The sequence below is a fragment of the Pyrodictium occultum genome (genome assembly GCF_001462395.1).
GTDB lineage: Archaea > Thermoproteota > Thermoprotei_A > Sulfolobales > Pyrodictiaceae > Pyrodictium > Pyrodictium occultum.
On sequence record NZ_LNTB01000001.1, the window covers coordinates 298761 to 313771 of the forward strand.

The following is a 15011-nucleotide window of genomic DNA, read 5'->3' on the forward strand; positions in this document are numbered from 1 at the left end:
TAAGGGGGCCGGCCACGCAGCGCCTAGGGAGGGTCCCGGGCCGTGGAGCCGCTGGAGACCCTAGACCTGGGCTACGCCCTCGTCCAGGTGCTGGATGCGACACCCGAGGGCTTCGGAGTCGACTACATACGCTCCTACATAGTCGACGCCGGCGGCCCGGCGGTGGCGGTCATAGACACGGGCCCCGCCTCCACCGCCGAGGCGGTGGCGGAGGCGGCGGCCAGGGCCGCGAGGGGGAGGCGCGTAGAGGTGATAGTTACCCACGTCCACCTGGACCACGCCGGCGGCGCCGCCCGGGTGGCGAGGCTCCTCCACGCGAGGGGCCTGGAGGCGAGGATCCGGGCCCACCCCAGGGGCGCGCCCCACCTGGTCGACCCGGCCTCCAGGCTCTGGCCGGCCGCGCGCAAGACCCTCGGGGAGCTGGCCCTGCTCTACGGCGAGCCCGAGCCGGCCCCCGCCGGCGTGGTGGCTGAGACGGGGGACGGCGAGGAGATAGCACTGGGGGCGGCAAGGCTCCGGGTGCTCCACACCCCGGGGCACGCGAGCCATCACCAGAGCCTGGTGCTCGAGCCCGCCTCCGGGGGAGACGAGGAGAAGCTCCTCTTCACCGGCGACTCCGCCGGCATGTACGACCCCCTGGATGGGGGCCTGGCGCCCACCACGCCGCCGCCCCTCAGGCTGGACATGTACCGGGAGAGCCTCCGCCGCATGAAGGCCCTGGGGCCTGGCAGGGTTGCGCCAACCCACATAGGCGTGGGGCCCGGGGAGGTGCTCGAGCTGCACGAGAGGCAGCTCGATGCCTGGGAGCAGGCGGCCCGGGAGGCGCTGGAGAAGGGGCTCACGGCCGAGGAGACGCTCCAGGCTATAGCCGGGCGCGACGCCTACACCAGGAGGCTCTACGAGAGGCTCGGCAGGAGCCCCTACGGCCGCCTCATGCTCATACTCTCGGTCCACGGCTTCGTAGACTACCTGAAGCGACTCCGGGGGAGGGGCTAGCCCCCCGGGCGGCCACGACACAGCGATACCCGGGTTATGGTAGCGTTGAATAGCCTCCTCTACGGCGCCCGGCCCCGGATGGAGCGGTGGAGCACCCGGCGGAGGGAGGCGCGGCGATGGCCTCTAGGAGCCTCTACTTAATAGCCGGCGCAGTGCTCGTAGCAGCAATCATAGCGGCCGCCTACTACGCAGCCTCCAGCAGAGAGGCCGGCACAGCCGCCAAGACGGTCACCGTCACCACCACTGCAACGGTCACCAGGACTGTGACCAGGACGGTGGCCACCGGTGCCACGGGCACCTGGGCCACCGCGGCTGGCACAGCCACCACCAAGCCGGCGCGGGAGCTCCTGGTCTACGTCTACGAGGACTTCATGGCCTGGGGAGAAGACCCGAAGCTATTCGACAAGCTCGTGGAGAACTTCACCCGGGAGACCGGGATAAAGGTGGTGCTCCGCAAGTTCAAAGGCGCCCGCTCCATGGTGGCCCAGGTCATAGCCGAGAAGAGGGTCGGCGCTAGGACAGCCGACGTCGTGGTGGGCGTTGACCCGCTGCTGCTCTCGGAGCTCAAGGCACGCGGGCTCGTGGAGTGCTACGCCTCGCCCCAGGCGCCGGCCCAGCTAGTCAGGGCCCTCGACCCGGAGGGCTGCGCGACCCCGGTGGACTACGGGCTCATAGCACTGGTCTACGACCCCTCCAGGCTCAACGAGACCGAGAAGGCCATGCTCCGCGACGGGGTGACGCTGGACGAGCTGGTGAAGCTGGCCCCGAGGCTGGTAGTGGAGGACCCGACGCAGAGCAGCACGGGGCTCAACTTCCTCCTCTACACCATAGCCGTCTCCAGGATGGAGGGCAGGGACTGGAAGCAGCTCTGGAAGCAGCTGAAGAGCCGCGGCGTAATGGTGGCCCCCAGCTGGGGCGACGCCTACGACGAGTTCTACAGGGAGGGGAGCCCCAGGGCGATAGTAGTGAGCTACGGCACCGACCCGGCCTACAGCGCCTGGTACAACGCCAGGAAGGGCCGCGGCGAGAAGCCCAGCATCGAGGCCACCGTGCTGGTGGCCAACGGCTCCAGGGTGGGCTGGGTCCAGGTGGAGGGCGCGGCGGTGATCAAGGGGGCGCCCCTCGAGGAGGCTAGGAGGTTCGTCGACTGGCTGCTCAGCCACGAGGTGCAGGACAGGATACCCACCAGCCAGTGGATGATGCCCGTCCGCGGCGACGCCAGGCTGCCAGGCTTCTACCGCTACGCCATGGGGCTCGGCAGCGTCGACACCTTGGCTAACACTGGGCTCAGGGCCGGGCCGGGGGAGCTTGAGGAGTGGCTCCGCGACTGGCTGCTGATCATGAGCGGCTGAGCCTCGGCAGGCTAGGCGGCGCCCTGGCCACGGCGGCGTGGCTGGTGGCGCTGCTCTACACCCTCCCCCTAGCCCTGGCCCTCGCCCTTTTCTGGCCCCCGGGCTGGCCCCCTCCCTTCAGCCTGCCCCGGGTGCTGGCCTGGACCCTCGCCCAGGCGGCCGCGAGCGCCACCCTGGCCGTCGCAGTGGGCTGGCCCCTCGGTGTCCTCGCCGGCTTCTACGGCTCCAGGGCGGCCAGGGCCGCGGTGGCCGCCAGCCTAGCCCCCTTCATGTCCCCCGTAGCGGCCGTCGCCGCGGGGATGAGGGCCCTCTACGGGGAGGGCGGGCTGGCCTCCAGGCTCCTCCCCTGGCTCGAGCCGCTGGCCAGGGGCTGGACCGGGGTGCTGGCGCTCCACAGCTACTTCAACATAGGCCTCGCCGCCGCGCTGGCTGCGGCCGCGGCGGGCTCCACCGAGGCCGCTGTGGCGGAGCACGCCCGGATGCTGGGGCTCCGGGGCGCCAGGCTCTGGCTGCGCGTCCTCCTCCCCCTCACCGCCAGGGTCGCGCTCTACGCCTGGGGGATAGCCTTCCTCTACTCCGCCACCAGCGCGGCGCCGCTCCTCGTGGAGGGCGCGGCGTACCGCTACTACACGCTCGAGGCCTGGCTCTACGTCGTCTACCGCGGCTTCCCCGGCCTGGCCGGCCTCGTCCCCGTCCTCGCCCTCCTGGAGCTGGGGGCCGCTGCCGCCGCCTCGATGCTCCTTCTGCGCGCCGCCCGGGGGCTCCCCTCCAGCCCGCTCGCCGCCCGGGGCGAGGGCTCGCTGCCCCTGAGCCGGGGCTGGAGGCTCGCCGCCGCCTCCTACTCGGCGCTGGTCACCGCCTACCTCTACGCCCCGGTGGCCGCCCTCGCCGTGCAGGCCGCGGGGGCGGATCCCGGCAGGCTGCTGGAGGCCGCGGCCGCGGGCCCGGGGCTGGCGGGGGCGGTGGCTAACAGCCTCGCCTACGCGGCCGCCGCCACCGCTCTCTCCCTACTTCTGGGGGTCCCCGCCTCGGGCGGGAGGCTCGCCGTGGCTGCGCTCTCCCTCGTGGCGGTGGCGCCCGTCGCCTACGGGGTCTCGGCCAGCCTCGCCTATTTCCGGCCCCTCTCCCGGCTCCTCGGCGAGGCCAACGCCTCCAGGCTCCTGATAGTGCTGGCCCACACGGCTGCGGGGCTCCCCCTGGCCAGCAGGGTGCTGGCCGAGGCCTGGGGGAGGCTCCAGCGGGAGGTGGGCGACACCATGCTCCTCCTCGGGCTCCGGGGCGCCAGGCTCCTCCGCCACATCCTCGCCGCCACGGCCCCCGTGGCCGCCATGGCAGCCGGGCTGGCGGCGGCCGCGAGCCTCGGGGAGTTCGGCGCGAGCATAGTGGTGTCGGTGCCGGCCACCTGGAGCATGACAGTGCTCGTCTACGAGCTCCTCTCGGCCGGGAGGCTGTTCCACGAGGCCTGCCTGGCGGCCCTCATCCTCGAGGCTATGAGCCTCTCAGCCATACTCCTGGCGCAGGCGGCGGCGGGGAGGCTGGCTGGCCAGGGGCGCCTCTAGCGGCGGCTGCAGCGGCTAGAGCCTACGGCGGGTAACCGTAATCTACACCGGCGCCGCGCCACAGGGCCCCTGGGGGGATGTTGGCGGGGAGGACGGGGCCGGAGCGCGAGGCCGTGGTCGACACCAGCGTGCTGCACGCCCTCCTAGTGGAGGAGGACCCCCACCACGGCCCGGCGGCCCTGCTGGCCTCGAGGATAGCGGCCGTGGTGCCGAGCAGCGTCGTCCACGAGCTGGTGTGGAGCCTGCGCCGCCGCCTCGGCGCCGCCGCGGCTGGCTCCAGGGTGGGCTGGCTCCTAGCCCGCGGCGTCAGGGTGGAGCCCGTGAGGCTCGATGACGTGTGGTTCGCCCTCCGCGACCCGCGGCGCTACGAGGACCTCCTAGTGGTCTCGGTGGCCAGGCGCCTAGGCCTCCCCTTGGCGACCCTGGACCGGGGCATGGCCAGGCTCGCCGCCCGGCACGGGGTCGAGCTGCTCCCCATCCCCGGGGCCCCGGGGGCACATGGGAGGGCTGGCGAGGAGACAGGGCAGGCTTGATCGTGATGGGGCATAGGGCCAACACGGCCAGGTGGCTCCGCCGCCACCTCTCCCGCACCCTGGTCGGCGAGCTGCATAGCCGCGGCCTCGCCGTGGCCGCCTGGACGGTGAACGACCCCCGGGGGCGAGGAGGCTCGCGGGAATGGGCGTGGACGTAATCGTAACCGACGCCCCCTGCGAGATAGCGGAGGCGCTGGCGGCTAGGTGACCACCTGCTCCAGCATCCCCCTCGCAGCCGCCTCCCTCAGCTCCCTAGCCACCCTCCTCCCCATGTACATGGGCTCGCTCCAGTAGAGGCTGGCGTAGGGCGTCTGGAGCCCCGTGTAGACGTTAGTGCCGGCCACTATCCTGCCGCTGAACTCGAACACCTTGTACTCCAGGCTCTCCGTCACCACCCCCTCCAGGCTGTAGGGGCCGACGAGCGGGTAGCCCGTCTCCCTCTCAACCGCCCTGGCGAACCTCTCCCCGTAGTCCAGCACCCTGGCCAGGAGGCTCTCCCTAGCCACCACCGGGACGTTGGCCACCACGGTGTAGCTGGGCTCTATGCCCAGCTCCTCGACCAGCCGGGGCGGGAGCCGCTGGAGCCCATCCACGTTGCTCTCCAGCCTCAAATCCATGCCCAGCAGCTCCACCCTCCCGTGGACAAGGCTGTTGAAGAAGTGGCTGTAGAGCCTCACCCCCACCACGTACTCCTGCACCACAGCCCCCTGGGGCAGCGCCCCCTCAAGCCCCCGGGCCTCCCGGGGCGAGACCAGCCGGTAGCCCCGGCCCCCCTTCGCGCCCGGGAGTTTCACTATAACCGGCGCCCCGGCCTCGGCCGCCTCCCCGAGGCTCCGGAACCTCCGCGGCGTCTCAATCCCGGCCTCCTCCAGGAGCCCCAGCTTCCTCTCCCAGTCAGCCTCTATCTCCAGCAGATACCTGTTCCCCAGCATGGGGAGCTCGAGCTCCAGCAGCCTCTCCGCGCCAACGTACTCTATCAGGCTGGCGTGGGGCACAAGCACGGCGTTAGCCTCCCTAAGCTCCTCCACAACCCTGCCGCTCAGCAGCTCCCCCCACGAGTCCACAACCACCACGCGGCTGTAGAGCCACGGGAACCTAGAGTATATCGACTCGTAGTACCTCCTGGCGGCGAGGAGGATGGCCTCGACACCCTCGTCCCTGGCGCCGCGGAGCAGCTGGAGCGCCGAGTGGCTCGCCGGCACAGCCAGCCTTACCCTGGAGGGGTCGTAGCCCCTAACCACCTCCCTCCCAGGGCTCCTAGCCCGGGCCAACCCAGCAGCCCCAGGGGGTGCTGCCCAGGGCTCCTCCAGGGGGTAAAAAGAGGGCCCGGAGGAGCCCGGGGGCCAGGAGCCGTGTGATGGAGTGGAGAACCGGGGATGGAGCGAGGAGAAAAACCCGGGAGGGCTGTAGGGCCGCCCCCGCCCAGCCTTAGCTGGTGCTGAGCACCTGGAAGTTGAACGCCACGGGCACGCTGTCGAACAGCATGCCCTCCTTGGCCTCGTAGTAGGCGGTGAAGCATAGGTATGATGTCCGGTTGCCGTCGGCGTCGAAGTCGTCGGTGTCCAGCACCACCACGGTGCTAGGCTTGTCGAGGCTCACCATGCCCTTGGTGCTGTTGTGGCGGCAGTGGTCTATCATGACGGTGAAGTAGTCGAAGTAGTTCTTCAGCTGCTCGGCATTAGCCAGGGTTACCCCCAGCTTCACGATGTTGACGTCGTTCGGCTCGCGCCAGACTATTATGTAGCCCATGTCCTGGCTGCCCTGGGCGCCGGCGGCGGGGGAGACGCTGTGAATGAGGCTGTCGGTTATCTTCACGGGCTCGTTGGGCGCCTCGGCGCCGCCCACCGCGTAGAAGCTGTTCAGCGGGCTCCGGGTGGTGGCGAAGCCGGCTAGCAGGGCGAGGGCGGCAGCCGAAGCGACTAGGCCGGCCAGAGCCAGGGTCGTGTACCTCACGGCGTCGACCCCTCCAGGGGTTCCAGCATGAACTCGCTCGATATGGTTTGTGATGTATGACGTAGAAGAGGCTTTCCCCGCCCGGGGGGCTCACTCCCCGCGGCCGAGCATCTCCCGGTAGAGCCGCGCCGGGTCCTCCACGGGGAGCAGCGCGTAGGCTATGTCCTCGTCCCTCCCGCCCTCGATGAGGAGGTGGCGGTTCTCCCAGCCGAGGCAGCGGATGAGCACGTGCCTCCTCCCCTCAGCGCTGGAGATCTCCGCGAGAAAGCCGTCCACCAGCCTGGGGTGCAGCAGGCAGTCGAGGGCCGCCCGGAGGAGGCCGCGGAGCCTCTCCAGGTGCCCGGCCAGCTCCTCCTCCCCCGGCTCCCCCGCGCCGGCCTCGCGGTAGAGCCGGCGCAGGTCCTCAAGGTAGCCGGTGAGCAGCTCCGCGTAGGCCTCCGGGGCGTCCGCGAGAGCCTCCCGCACCAGCTCCTCCTCGCCCCGGCCGTGGATCCTCAGCAGGGCCCTCTCGAGCACGCTCCGAGCCTCCTCAACCAGCTCCTCGCGCCCCGGCAGAGGCATCCCAAGCGTCCTCCAGCCCCCAGGGGCCAGGGGAGGGGTTTTGATACCACCCGGGGCCCCGAGGGGCCAGGGAGAGGGGAGACGCCATGGAGCTGGGCCTAGTCTTCCTCGGCACCGGCGCCGCCCTGGCAGCCAGGCACCGCGGCCTCCCCTCCATAGCCCTCGTCTACCGCGGCAGCATAGTCCTCCTCGACTGCGGCGAGGGAACCCAGCACACCCTGGCCAGGGCCGGCCTAAGCCCCCTAAAGGTCGAGGCAGTGCTGATCACCCACCTCCACGGCGACCACGTCCTCGGGCTCCCCGGCCTCCTCCAGACAATGGCCATGCAGGGCCGCAGGAGGCCACTCCTCGTAGCAGGCCCACCCGGCCTAAAGGAGCTGATCGAGGCAGCGTCAAAGCTCACCCACTGGCTCCCAAGCTACCCCATATACATCGCCGAGCCGGCACCCTGGCAGACCCTCCACCTCCCCAGCGGCCTAGAAGCAAAAACCTTCCCAGCCGACCACACCGTGCCAGCCCTAGGATATAGGATCCAGGAGCCCAGGAGAAAACCCAGAATAAACCTCGAGAAAGCACGGAAGCTAGGCCTACAGCCAGGACCCCAGCTAGCAAGACTACAGCGAGACGAGCCAGTAAGAATAGGCACCAAGATAATATACCCGGAAGACGTGGTAGAGGAGAAGCCAAGAGCATCAATAACTTACACCGGGGACACAAGGCCAAGCCAGGCAACGATAAAGGCAGCCAAACACACAACAATACTGATCCACGACTCCACCTTCACCAGCGAATACGCCCGCGAAGCCCACGAGAAAGGCCACAGCACAGCCAAGGACGCAGCAACAATAGCAAAGCAGGCGGGAGCACAGCTACTAATACTAACCCACATCAGCGCCCGCTACAGGACAACACGCCCCCTACTCGACGAAGCCCGGAGAATATTCCCCAGGACAATAGCAGCAGAGGACCTAGCCAAACTACCAATACGGCCATAAACCCAGCCCCTCCGGGGTTGCGGGCTGGGGGTTTGCCGGCTGTGTGTTTGGCCTGGTGTGGCTCGTCTCCGGCTTGTTGCTCCCCGTGATGTGGTGCTTCCGCCTGCTAGCAGTAAGGTTGTGAAGTCCCTGGTTCTCCAGCGTGGCGGGTGGCTGGCTGGGCTCGCCTCGCCGAGGCAGGGCTACAAGCCGCTGTTCATCTCCATGCTGTACCGGGGTGGGAGGCACCTCTACGCGAGGGCTGGGCTCTCCCAGCCCCAGGAGAATGTCCCCTTCTACGCCTTCTAGCCCTCGCCCTCTAGGCCCGGGGGGCCCGCAGCCTCAGCCCCGGCGGGTGCCCGGGGCTGGCCTCTATGAGCACGTCGACGCCCTCGGGGGCCTCGCCCTCGGGGGCGAGGAGGGCTGTCACGGCTGCGGGGGTCGCCGAGCGCTTCTCCGCCTCCTCCGCCAGCTTCTGGGCTGTGGCCGGGTCGGGGGCGTAGACTGCGACGCGGTCCAGCTCCCCCAGGGACTCGGGGACCCTGCCGCCCGCGGCGAGGTGGAGGCTTGCCTTCAGCCTCTGGGCCGCGAGGAGTGCTAGGAGCGAGCTGGGCCCTTCGGGGGCGAGGAGCGCCGTGACCCCTGCCCCCGCCCTGGCGCGTATCCTCTCGGCCAGGAGGCTTGCCGCCAGGGCTGCCAGGAGGGGGCTGGGCGGGGGCCTCCAGGTGGCGAGGGGGTGGGCCACCCTGCCGCCCTCGATCCTCGTGTATGGCCTCGTCTCCTCCAGTAGCCTCTCGAGCATCTCCCCCCTCCGGTCCGCCAGGTGGTTGTGGAAGCAGCTCCTCCTCCCCAGGTGGCAGACGTGCCTCCTCGGCGCGGCGACGTAGGCTGCCGCGTCCCGGTCGCAGTCGAGGATGACCTCCAGCACCTCGAGGACGCCGCCGCTGGTGGAGCCCTTGAGCCAGAGGCTGCCCCTGCTCCTGGAGTGGAAGTGGGCCAGCCCCGTCTCGGCTGTGAGCCTCAGCGCCTCCTCGCTGGCGTAGGCTAGCATGAGGGGCTCGCCGGTCACTGCGTCCACCACGGCTACGGGTACCAGCCTCCCCCTGGGGGCCTCGCCCTCAGCCATCCCTCCTCACCTCCGGAGGAGCCTCACCCAGTTCTCCAGCACCCTCCTGCCCTGCCTCCCGCTCCTCTCGGGGTGGAACTGGGTACCGTAGACCGGCGGCGCCTCCACCACGGCAGCGTACAGGGTCTCGCCGTAGCGGCTGGCTGCGCAGACCCAGGGCTCCTCAACCCGGGTGTAGGCGTAGCTGTGGACGTAGTAGAAGTACTCGCCGTCCTCCACGCCCTCGAGGAGCCTGCAGTCCCTCCCGGGAACCCGGTGGACCCTGCTCCAGCCTATGTGGGGGAGCTTGGCCGCCACGAGCCGCTCCACCTTGCCGGGGAGGAGGGCCAGCCCGAAGCCCTGCTCCCCCGCCTCCCTCCCCTCGGTGAAGACCAGCTGGAGGCCCAGGCAGACGCCGAGCAGCTGGGCCCCCATGCGCAGCGCCTCCCCCAGCTCCCGGGCGCAGTCGTGGAGCCGGGCGGAGGCGGCCTGGTAGGCGCCGACCCCGGGGAGCACGATGCCGTCCCACTCGCCGGGGTTGCGGATGCACTCCACCACCACCGGCTCCGCGCCGGCGCGGCGTAGGCCGGAGACGATGCTGTAGATGTTGCCCACCCCGTACCTCACCACCGCTACCCTCGGCGCCACCCGGCCCTCGCCTCCAGCTCCTCCACCACGTCGCAGATGCTCAGCCCCCTGAGCCGGAGCACGACCATGAGGTGGTATAGGAGGTCGGCGGCCTCCTCCAGCAGCCTCTCCCTCGGCCCGGCCAGCGCCTCCACCATGGCCTCCGCGGCCTCCTCGCCGAGCTTCCTGGCCGCGAGCCGTGGGTCGCGGAGCAGCCTCGCGGTGTAGCTGCCCTCGGGCATCTCCCTGGCCCGCCCCGCTATTACCCGGTCGAGCTCCTCCAGGAACCCGGTGCAGCCCGTCACCTCCCCCCGCCCCTCTCCAGCCGCCCCGCGTAGTACTCTATGCTCCTGGCGTGCCTGGTGAAGCCCTCCAGCCTCGCCAGCTCGGCCGCCGCCTCGGCGTACTCCTCGCCCAGCCCCGGCTCGGCGTAGGCCACGGGCCTCAGGAAAGTGTAGACGCCGAGCCCGCCCCTCCACCTTGCAGCGCCCCCGGTGGGGAGGACGTGGCTGGGCCCGTAGGCGTAGTCCAGCAGCGCCGGCGGGACCCCGAGGCTGACGAGCCCGGCGGGCGGCCGGGCCTCCAGCAAGGGCCCCGGGTCCCGGAGGTAGGCCACCAGGTGCTCCGGCGCCATCCTGGAGACTAGCTCCAGCGCCTCCCCGAGCCCCGGGGTGACTGCCACCGCCAGGCCCCCTATCTCCCCGGCCGCCTCCCTCCTCAGGATCCTGTAAACCTCCTCCGCCAGGCCCCGGGAGGGGGTCGCCAGCAGCGAGAGGCTGAGGGGGCCGTGCTCAGCCTCGGCAAGCATGTCCAGCGCCACCTGCACCGGGTCGGCGGACTCGTCTGCCACCACCGCTAGCTCCGTGGGCCCCGCGATCATGTCGACGCCGACCACGCTGGATACCAGGAGCTTCGCCGCCTGCACGTAGGGGCTCCCCGGCCCCACCACCATGTCCACCTTCTCCACCGGCTCGGCGCCGTAGGCCAGCGCCGCCACCGCCTGGGCGCCGCCCAGCGCGTAGACCGCGTCGGCCCCCGCCAGGTAGGCGGCTGCCAGCACAGCCGGGTGGACGGGGCTCCCCCCGCAGCCGCTCCTGCAGGGCGGGGAGGCCACCACCACCCTGCGGCAGCCCGCGACCCTGGCGGGGACCACGGTGTGGACCACGGTGGAGGGGTAGGGGTGAAGCCCCCCGGGCGCGTAGACCCCTACCCTCTCCACGGGGTGCCAGCGGAGCCGGGCGCCGGGCGCCCCGGCCTCCGGGGGGAGGGTGGAGGAGTGGTAGCGGCGGAGGGCCTCGACGGCCCTCTCCAGCGCCTCCACCGCCCGGGAGGGGAGCGCGTCCAGGGCCTGGCTCATCTCCTCCCTGCCCAGCCTCGGGTCCTCGAGGCCCACCCCGTCGAACCTCTCGCTGTACTCCCTCGCCGCCTCGTAGCCGCGGCGCCGGACGTCCTCGACTATCGGCCTAACCCTCTCAACGTACTCCTCGAGGCTGTAGCTCCTCCCGAGGAGCTCCTCCAGCTCCTCGGCGCCCGGGCCCCGGGGCCACTCCGCGTAGAGGATGCGCGGCACCTAGAGCCTCACCTCCACGCCCTTCTCGGCCAGGTACCTCTTAACCTCCCCTATGCTGAGCACCCCGTAGTGGAAGACGCCGGCCGCCAGCGCCGCGTCGGCCCCGGCCAGGGTGAACGCCTCGAGGAAGTGCCTCGGCTCCCCGGCGCCCCCGCTGGCTATCACCGGCACGTCCACCGCCTCCACCACCGCCCTGGTGAGCTCTATGTCGTAGCCCATCCTGGTCCCGTCCCTGTCTATGCTGGTGAGGAGTATCTCCCCCGCCCCCAGCTCGGCGGCCCTCCGGGCCCACTCGACGGCGTCGAGCCCGGTCGCGGCCCTCCCCCCGGAGACGTAGACCTCCCAGCCGCTCCTCGTCCTCCCCGTGCGCCTCGCGTCGATAGCGACCACCACCGCCTGGCTGCCGTACTCCCTGGCGGCCTCAGCCACCAGCCCCGGGTTCCTCACCGCGGCCGTGTTTACCGAGACCTTGTCTGCGCCGCTGCCGAGGAGACGGTCGAAGTCCCTGAGGCCGCGGACGCCACCGCCCACGGTGAAGGGTATCGAGACCACCGAGGCCACGTCGCGGACGAGGCTGTAGAGGGGCTCCCTCTGCTCAGGCGTGGCGCTGATATCCAGGAAGACCAGCTCGTCCGCCCCCTCCTCCTCGTAGCGGGCCGCTAGTTCCACGGGGTCCCCGGCGTCGCGGAGCCCCCGGAACCTGACCCCCTTGACCACCCTTCCCCCCGCGACGTCGAGGCAGGGGATTATCCTGCGGGCGGGCTGCCTGGAGCGGGTGGCGAGGAGAGCGTCTACCCATGCAATAGCCGCGGCCACCCCCGTGGAGCGGTGCCTGCCGGAGACGAGTCCACGGGCCCAGGGGCCCACCGGAAGCCCCTGCTATAACCCCTTCCCCCGGCCCCTCCTCGGCGGCCTCGGGCCGAGGGCCTTGGCGAGGCACCGGGGCTGGGGGTTGAAGGCGGGGACCCTCCTCCGGTACTCGAGGTACGCCTCGCCGAACCTCTCCAGGCTCTCCCTCTCGTCCAGCACCACGGCCAGGGCGAGGACAAGTACAGCCTCAGCCACCGCCAGGGCCACGGCGCCGGGCTCGGCGAGCAGGAGGGCTACGCCCAGCGGGAGCCAGGCCAGGAAGAAGTGCATGGGGTGCCTCATGCAGGAGTAGGGCCCCACGGTGACCAGCCGGTCCAGCTCGCCGAAGCCCCTCCCGGGGCTGCTCTTCCCGTAGACGGCCAGGTAGCGGCCGGTGACGGCCGCGGCGCGGAGCACCACGAGGAGCAGCAGGGCCCCGGCGGCGCGGCAGGCCAGGGGGCAGCAGCATCCAGCCCTCAGGGCGCGGCCGGCGAGGGGCAGGGCGGCTATCATCGCCAGCCAGGCGAGGCCCCGCACGGCGTTGCTGATCCTCAAGGCTCCCCGCTCCAGCCAGCGTCTTCCTCCTGTGGCCGCGTTGGAGCTAAGGCTGTGATACCGCAGCCCCCTGGACGGGCTACCCGGTGCCCCGCGGCCTCCGGTATAAGAGGATGGCTGGCCTCCTCCACCGCCTGGCCGAGAGGCTGGGGCTGGGGCCGGGGGAGGCTCAGCCGGTCGTGGAGCGGCTCTCGGGCCTCTACGCCCACGGGGTCCTCGGCGCCAGCCACGTTGTGCTCGAGGCGCTCACCGCCTTCTGGCTCCACCGGGACGGCTACACTGTGTCGGTCGAGGAGCCCGTGGAGGGGCTTGTGGCCGACGTGGTTGCCCGCGGCGGCGGGGAGACGCTGGTGGTCGAGGTCGAGACCGGCTACACCCCGCCCCGGTGGAGCCATGCCCCGCTGGCCTACCACGCCGCGAGGCTCGCGGCCAAGGCGGCCAGGTACAGCAGGCTGGGGGACAGGTTTGCCCTCGCGATCCCCCTCGGCTACGCCGCGCCCATCCACCCGGCCCTCCTGGAGCCCCCGTGGAGGAGGAGCGTGGACGAGGTAGCGTGGCTGAAGAGGCTGGTCGACATGTTCTACACCAGGCCCCCGCTGGACGCCGGCATGCTGCGGGAGGCCCGGCTCGACGCGGTGCTGCTCCTCGACCCGGACAACGCCGCTGCCTACCCGCTCCCGCCCCGCAGGCTCCAGGGGCTCCAGCACCTAGTGGTCCAGGCCGCCCTCGCCGCCCTCTCGGCGCCCGGGGACTGGGAGGGCTAAGGGCCGGCGGCTCGGCGAGGCCGGGGCACGCTCCTCGGGTCCACGCCCGCCGCCTCGCCCGGCCCAATCCCCCTAGGCCACGGCGCTGAGCATGGCCAGGTAGCTCCCCGGCTCCTGCAGCCCCCGCCGGAGCAGCGCCACACGCCTCCGGCGCTACTCCTCCCCCGCCCCTCCCCTGGCCCCCGCACCCGGGGGCAGGATCACGCCCTTGGTGGAGACCACCGCGGCGCTGGGCGCCAGGGCCTGGCGGAGCGCCATGCCCAGGGCCTTGAACGCGGCCTCGGCCAGGTGGTGGTTGTTCCCGCCCTGGAGGGCCCTCACGTGCACCGTCATCGCCGAGGCGGAGGCGAGGCTCCACACGAAGTGCGGGATGTTCTCCGTGGCGAGGCCGCCCACCTCCTCCCTGGTGAAGGGGAGATCGACCCAGGCCCCGGGCCTCCCCGAGTAGTCGACGGCCGCGAGGACGAGCACCTCGTCCATGGGGACTATGGCGTGGCCGAAGCGGGCGACGCGGTAGCCGCCGGAGGCCACCGCCCTGGCCACAGCCTCGCCCAGGGCCAGGGCGAGGTCCTCCGCCACGTGGTGGTCGTCGACCCTCTTAGCCTCCTCGACCCGGGCCTCCAGGCCCCAGCCGGCGTAGTAGGCGAGGGTCTCAACCATGTGGTCGAGGAAGGGCACGCCGGTGGACACGCTCACCCCCCGCAGCTCGCGGGCGTCGAGGTCGAGGTCCACCAGGACCCTCGTCTCCCCCGTGACGCGCTCGACTCGGGCACGCCTGGCCAAGACTCCCTCAGCCTCCGCACGGGTGCCTCCGGGTGGACGCGTCCCCGAGGGTTAAGGATGCAGCCCCGGAGCGGCCGGTGCTGCTAGAGGAGGCCCAGGGGGTTGAGGGCGCCGGTGTAGAGGGCCATCCCAGCCACGGCCTCGTCGTAGCCCAGGGGGGCGAGCAGCTCGAGGTCCCTGGGCCCCGCCACGCCGCCGCTGTAGGCGAGCCTCTCCACGCCACGCTCCCTGGCGAGCCTGGCGAGCCTCGCGGCGCGGTGGAGGTCGACACCCCTCCCCTCGCCCTCGTGGAAGACCTGGGTGTAGAGTATGCCCCAGAGCCCCGGGGTGGAGGCCGCCCTCTCCACGGCCTCCCGCAGGGTGAGGGGCTCCCGGAGCCTCCAGCCCTGGGAGGCAGGGGTGGCGTCCCAGTGTTCCTCCACCGCCGCTACCAACACCCCGCTGTCGAGCGCCTCGACCGCCTCCTCCAGGAAGCCGGGGTCGCGGAGCCAGGCGCTGGCCACCACCAGCCGGTCCGCGCCGGCGGCGTAGGCCTCGCGGAGCGCCTCGATGCTCCTCAGCCCCCCGCCCAGCTGCACCCTGGCCCCGGTCTCCCTCTTCACCCTCGAGACCAGCTCGAGGACGCAGCGGCTGGGCCTCCCCCTCTCGGCGCCGTCCAGGTCCACTATGTGGATCGCCTCGGCGCCGAGGCTGTGCCAGTGGAGGGCGAGGCGGAGGGGGTCGCCGAGCCGGAGCCCGGTGCCCGGCAGGCCCCTCACCCTCTTCACCGCCTCGCAGCCGGAGACGTCTATGCTGGGCACCAGCCTGGGCCTCGAGGCCAGCCTCGGCAT

19 protein-coding genes are annotated in these 15011 nt (G+C 71.5%); 8 read left to right on the forward strand and 11 right to left on the reverse strand.

What is annotated here, in order from left to right:
- Positions 1-42 precede the first annotated feature (42 nt).
- From CF15_RS01640 to CF15_RS08745, 5 genes are all read left to right on the forward strand, one after another.
- Positions 43-996 (forward strand): MBL fold metallo-hydrolase, encoded by a 954-nt coding sequence (locus tag CF15_RS01640; protein WP_058370239.1) that lies wholly within the window; start codon positions 43-45, stop codon positions 994-996.
- A gap of 86 nt (positions 997-1082) precedes the next feature.
- The gene (locus CF15_RS01645; protein ID WP_168371203.1) at positions 1083-2348 is read left to right on the forward strand and encodes a thiamine ABC transporter substrate-binding protein; all 1266 of its coding nucleotides are present in this window, start codon (positions 1083-1085) and stop codon (positions 2346-2348) included.
- Positions 2312-3907, forward strand: a complete 1596-nt coding sequence (locus tag CF15_RS01650; RefSeq protein ID WP_058370241.1) for an ABC transporter permease family protein — start codon at positions 2312-2314, stop codon at positions 3905-3907. The genes CF15_RS01645 and CF15_RS01650 overlap by 37 nt, the downstream gene beginning before the upstream one ends.
- An 80-nt stretch (positions 3908-3987) precedes the next feature.
- Positions 3988-4440 (forward strand): PIN domain-containing protein, encoded by a 453-nt coding sequence (locus CF15_RS01655; protein ID WP_058370242.1) that lies wholly within the window; start codon positions 3988-3990, stop codon positions 4438-4440.
- Complete coding sequence (locus tag CF15_RS08745; RefSeq protein ID WP_168371204.1) at positions 4437-4598, forward strand: hypothetical protein; 162 nt, start codon at positions 4437-4439, stop codon at positions 4596-4598. Before CF15_RS01655 ends, CF15_RS08745 begins: the two co-directional genes overlap by 4 nt.
- Positions 4599-4640: 42 nt before the next feature.
- Here the strand turns inward: CF15_RS08745 and CF15_RS01660 are convergent, their stop codons facing one another.
- The 3 genes from CF15_RS01660 to CF15_RS01670 all read right to left on the reverse strand — a co-directional run bounded on the left by CF15_RS01660 (position 4641) and on the right by CF15_RS01670 (position 6954).
- Entirely contained in the window at positions 4641-5711 is a 1071-nt protein-coding gene (locus CF15_RS01660) for a formate--phosphoribosylaminoimidazolecarboxamide ligase (RefSeq protein WP_058370243.1), read from the reverse strand.
- A 157-nt stretch (positions 5712-5868) separates the two neighbouring features.
- Positions 5869-6393, reverse strand: a complete 525-nt coding sequence (locus CF15_RS01665; RefSeq protein ID WP_058370244.1) for a hypothetical protein — start codon at positions 6391-6393, stop codon at positions 5869-5871.
- A gap of 90 nt (positions 6394-6483) precedes the next feature.
- Positions 6484-6954: a hypothetical protein gene (locus tag CF15_RS01670; protein ID WP_058370245.1), complete on the reverse strand. Its 471-nt coding sequence runs from the start codon at positions 6952-6954 to the stop codon at positions 6484-6486.
- An 86-nt stretch (positions 6955-7040) separates the two neighbouring features.
- Between CF15_RS01670 and rnz the strand changes: the two genes are divergently transcribed.
- Positions 7041-7949 carry a ribonuclease Z gene (gene rnz / locus CF15_RS01675; protein ID WP_058370246.1) on the forward strand — a complete coding sequence of 303 codons (909 nt, stop codon included), beginning with the start codon at positions 7041-7043 and terminating at the stop codon, positions 7947-7949.
- 57 nt (positions 7950-8006) lie between these two features.
- Positions 8007-8237 carry a hypothetical protein gene (locus CF15_RS08750; protein WP_269082798.1) on the forward strand — a complete coding sequence of 77 codons (231 nt, stop codon included), beginning with the start codon at positions 8007-8009 and terminating at the stop codon, positions 8235-8237.
- Between the two features lie 10 nt (positions 8238-8247).
- Here the strand turns inward: CF15_RS08750 and CF15_RS08755 are convergent, their stop codons facing one another.
- From CF15_RS08755 to CF15_RS01705, 6 genes are all read right to left on the reverse strand, one after another.
- Positions 8248-9054 carry a phosphoribosyl-AMP cyclohydrolase gene (locus CF15_RS08755; RefSeq protein ID WP_070807802.1) on the reverse strand — a complete coding sequence of 269 codons (807 nt, stop codon included), beginning with the start codon at positions 9052-9054 and terminating at the stop codon, positions 8248-8250.
- Between the two features lie 6 nt (positions 9055-9060).
- The gene (hisH, locus tag CF15_RS01685) at positions 9061-9681 is read right to left on the reverse strand and encodes an imidazole glycerol phosphate synthase subunit HisH (RefSeq protein ID WP_058370247.1); all 621 of its coding nucleotides are present in this window, start codon (positions 9679-9681) and stop codon (positions 9061-9063) included.
- Positions 9666-9965, reverse strand: a complete 300-nt coding sequence (gene hisE, locus CF15_RS01690; RefSeq protein WP_201783070.1) for a phosphoribosyl-ATP diphosphatase — start codon at positions 9963-9965, stop codon at positions 9666-9668. The genes hisH and hisE overlap by 16 nt, the downstream gene beginning before the upstream one ends.
- Positions 9962-11230, reverse strand: a complete 1269-nt coding sequence (hisD, locus tag CF15_RS01695) for a histidinol dehydrogenase (RefSeq protein ID WP_058370248.1) — start codon at positions 11228-11230, stop codon at positions 9962-9964. Before hisD ends, hisE begins: the two co-directional genes overlap by 4 nt.
- Positions 11231-12034, reverse strand: a complete 804-nt coding sequence (hisF, locus tag CF15_RS01700) for an imidazole glycerol phosphate synthase subunit HisF (protein ID WP_058371335.1) — start codon at positions 12032-12034, stop codon at positions 11231-11233.
- Positions 12035-12109: 75 nt separating this feature from the next.
- Positions 12110-12634 (reverse strand): methyltransferase family protein, encoded by a 525-nt coding sequence (locus CF15_RS01705; protein ID WP_058370249.1) that lies wholly within the window; start codon positions 12632-12634, stop codon positions 12110-12112.
- 86 nt (positions 12635-12720) lie between these two features.
- Here CF15_RS01705 and CF15_RS01710 point away from each other — a divergent pair, with 86 nt between their 5' ends.
- A complete protein-coding gene (locus CF15_RS01710) occupies positions 12721-13398 on the forward strand; it encodes a hypothetical protein (protein ID WP_058370250.1) in 678 nt (225 codons plus the stop codon).
- 153 nt (positions 13399-13551) lie between these two features.
- On the opposite strand, the gene CF15_RS01715 is transcribed toward CF15_RS01710, so the two are convergent.
- Both CF15_RS01715 and CF15_RS01720 read right to left on the reverse strand, forming a co-directional pair.
- Positions 13552-14181 (reverse strand): imidazoleglycerol-phosphate dehydratase, encoded by a 630-nt coding sequence (locus CF15_RS01715; protein WP_058370251.1) that lies wholly within the window; start codon positions 14179-14181, stop codon positions 13552-13554.
- Between the two features lie 83 nt (positions 14182-14264).
- Complete coding sequence (locus tag CF15_RS01720) at positions 14265-15011, reverse strand: 1-(5-phosphoribosyl)-5-[(5-phosphoribosylamino)methylideneamino]imidazole-4-carboxamide isomerase (RefSeq protein ID WP_058370252.1); 747 nt, start codon at positions 15009-15011, stop codon at positions 14265-14267.